Origin of the sequence: Kitasatospora sp. NPDC004799, assembly GCF_040609095.1 — a bacterium.
Lineage (GTDB): Bacteria > Actinomycetota > Actinomycetes > Streptomycetales > Streptomycetaceae > Kitasatospora.
Map to the genome: position 1 here is coordinate 1 of NZ_JBEXJK010000671.1, position 2,564 is coordinate 2,564.

General features: G+C 74.3%; 3 protein-coding genes. All 3 read left to right on the forward strand.

Annotated elements, in window-relative coordinates; genetic code table 11:
* Positions 1 to 185: hypothetical protein (locus ABZW03_RS39705; RefSeq protein ID WP_355269586.1), on the forward strand; the 185-nt coding region annotated here is incomplete at its 5' end.
* Positions 186 to 199: 14 nt separating this feature from the next.
* The gene (locus tag ABZW03_RS39710; RefSeq protein WP_355269588.1) at positions 200 to 1,069 is read left to right on the forward strand and encodes a C40 family peptidase; all 870 of its coding nucleotides are present in this window, start codon (positions 200 to 202) and stop codon (positions 1,067 to 1,069) included.
* Positions 1,070 to 1,509: 440 nt separating this feature from the next.
* Positions 1,510 to 2,564 (forward strand): NUDIX domain-containing protein (locus tag ABZW03_RS39715; RefSeq protein WP_355269590.1); only part of this gene is annotated, 1,055 nt, incomplete at its 3' end.

Consider the following 2,564-nt stretch of genomic DNA (forward strand, 5'->3'; position numbering starts at 1 on the left):
CGCGGGGTGTGGTGTGGGTGGCTTTCTTGTCGGAGCTGGGAGACCCCAACCCGTCGCTCGCCGGGGCGCGGGTCGCGGTCGGTGCCCGGGAAGCCGCGGCGTGTCGGGCGGGGGATCTGCCGACGAACGGCCAGTCCTGGCCGGTCACCGAACCCGCTGCAATCCGCAGCGATCCGCAGCAGTGAAGGAAGTCAGCACGATGACCACCGTCAACACCGGCGCGCCGGAGGCCGCCGGCGCACCGACCGGGCAGCAGGACGCTGCCACCGCCCGCACCTCCCGTCCGTCCCGCACCGCGCGGCTCCGTCGGGGGATAGGCATGGTGGCCGTGATCGCGACCGGCACGGGCGTGATCGGCCTCGGCACCGGCGTCAGCCCCGCGGCCGCCGAGCCCGCTCCGGCGCACGCCGGGTGGGACGGCTCGCGGTACTGGTTCAAGAACAGCGAGGGGCAGTGGCGCTGGACCTCGCACTACAGCGTGTACGCGGCCCGGACCGGCGGCGGCTCCCCGTCCGCCGCCAAGGCCACGACCAGGTCCTCCGGCGGGATCACGCAGGGCTGGGACGGCTCGCGCTACTGGTTCCGCAACAGCAAGGGCGAGTGGCGCTGGACCTCGCACTACGACATCTACCTGGACCGCACCGGCGGCGGCTCCTCCTCGGATTCCGCGGGTTCGGGCTCCTTCGACGACTCGGTCGCGGAGGACCGGGACGTCGAGGCCGCCGTGCAGTTCGCGCTCTCCCAGCTGGGCGTACCGTTCCGGCGGGCCGGCAACGGGCCGGACGGCTACGACTGCTCGGGCCTGGTGCAGCAGTCCTTCCGGCGCGGCGGGATCGACCTGCCGCGCGTGGCCAACGACCAGTACGCGGCGACCACGCCGATCAGCGCGAGCCAGCTGCGCCGCGGTGACCTGCTGTTCTGGTCGCCGGACGGGACGGCCCGGGGCATCCAGCACGTGGCGATCTACCTGGGTGGCAACCGGTACGTCGAGGCCGCGCGGCCCGGGACGAACGTCCGGACCTCGGGGATCAGCAGCGGCTACTACCCGTCGTTCATGGGGCGCCCGTAGCGGGGCGGTCGTCCGTCCGCCGGGGGTGCCGGGTCCGCCCGGTGCCCCCGGCGGGCCTCGACGGCGTTTCGGAGGACCAGGGGGCGGCGGCGTCCGGTGGGGCCGGGTGCGCGTACGGGGGCGCGGGGGCGTACAAACGGGGGCGTGCGGAGCGTACGAGCGGGGCGTGCGCGGCAGGTCGACCCGGCGGGCGCCCTGTGCCCTAGCAGTGGTGAAGGGGTGCAATTTTGATGTAGACCGGTCTGCATATTTCCTCCCATGCGCTCCTGACCTGGGCACATGCCGCTGTCACGGGGCAGATCGAGGCGTGCGGGCGGGCGCGTCGGGGAGGCATGGGGAGCGGCGTGGCGCGGGTACCACCACGGGTGGCGCTGGTTCGGCCAAACGGGGGCGCTGCCCGGTGCGAACGGCATCGGGGGAAGTCGAGGGCAGGGGACGTTGTGATCGTCTGGGTCAATGGCACATTCGGGGCGGGCAAGACGAGCGCCTGCCGTGAGCTGGTGGAACTGCTGCCCGGGAGCGTGCTCTTCGATCCCGAACTGGTGGGCTTCGGCCTGCGCCGGATGCTTCCGGCCGACCGGCTGGCGACGGTGTCCGACTTCCAGGACCTGGCGGCCTGGCGCCGGCTCGTCCCCGAGACGGCGGCGGCGCTGCTCGGCGAGGTCGGCGGCCCGCTGGTGGTCCCGATGACCCTGCTCAGAGAGGACTACCGGGACGAGATCTTCGGGGACCTGGCCTCGCACGGGATCGCGGTGCACCACTTCGTGCTGGACCCTGAAGAAACGATCCTGCGCGACCGCATCGCCCACCGCGAGGAGTGCCCGGGGGACCCGGAGGGCAGCGAGCGGGTCCGCGCCTGGTGCCTCGAACACCTGCCCCGCTACCGCGCCGCCCGCCGCTGGTTGGTCGGCGACGCCCGGATGATCGACACCGGCGAGCTCTCCCCCCGGGAGACCGCGCACCGGATCGCCGAGCTGGTCCGGGTCGGCGCCGCCCGCTGTCCGATCGTCCAGACCCCGGACCCGACCGGGGACACCGTGGCCTCCGCCGTCCTGTTCTTCGACGAGCAGGACCGCGTGCTGCTGGTCGACCCGGTCTACAAGCCCGACTGGGACTTCCCCGGCGGCGTGGTCGAGCGCGGCGAGGCCCCCACCGACGCCGCCCTGCGCGAGACCGCCGAGGAGCTGGGCCTGCGCCTGGACCCGTCCGCGCTGCGCCTGCTCGCCGTCGACTGGGAGCCGCGCACCGGCCCGCGGTGCGGCGGCCTGCGGCTGATGTACGACGGCGGCCTGCTGGACGCGGAGGGCCGGCAGAACCTGCTGCTCCAGCAGGAGGAGCTGCGCAGCTGGCGCTTCGTCACCCTGGACGAGGCGGGCGAGCTGCTGCCGCCGGGGCGCTACCGGCGGCTGGCGGCCGCGCTGGACGCGCGGCGGAGCGGCGAGCTGCGGTACCTGGAGGCGGGGAGCCGGGCGGCCGCCGGGCTGGCGAGCACGGC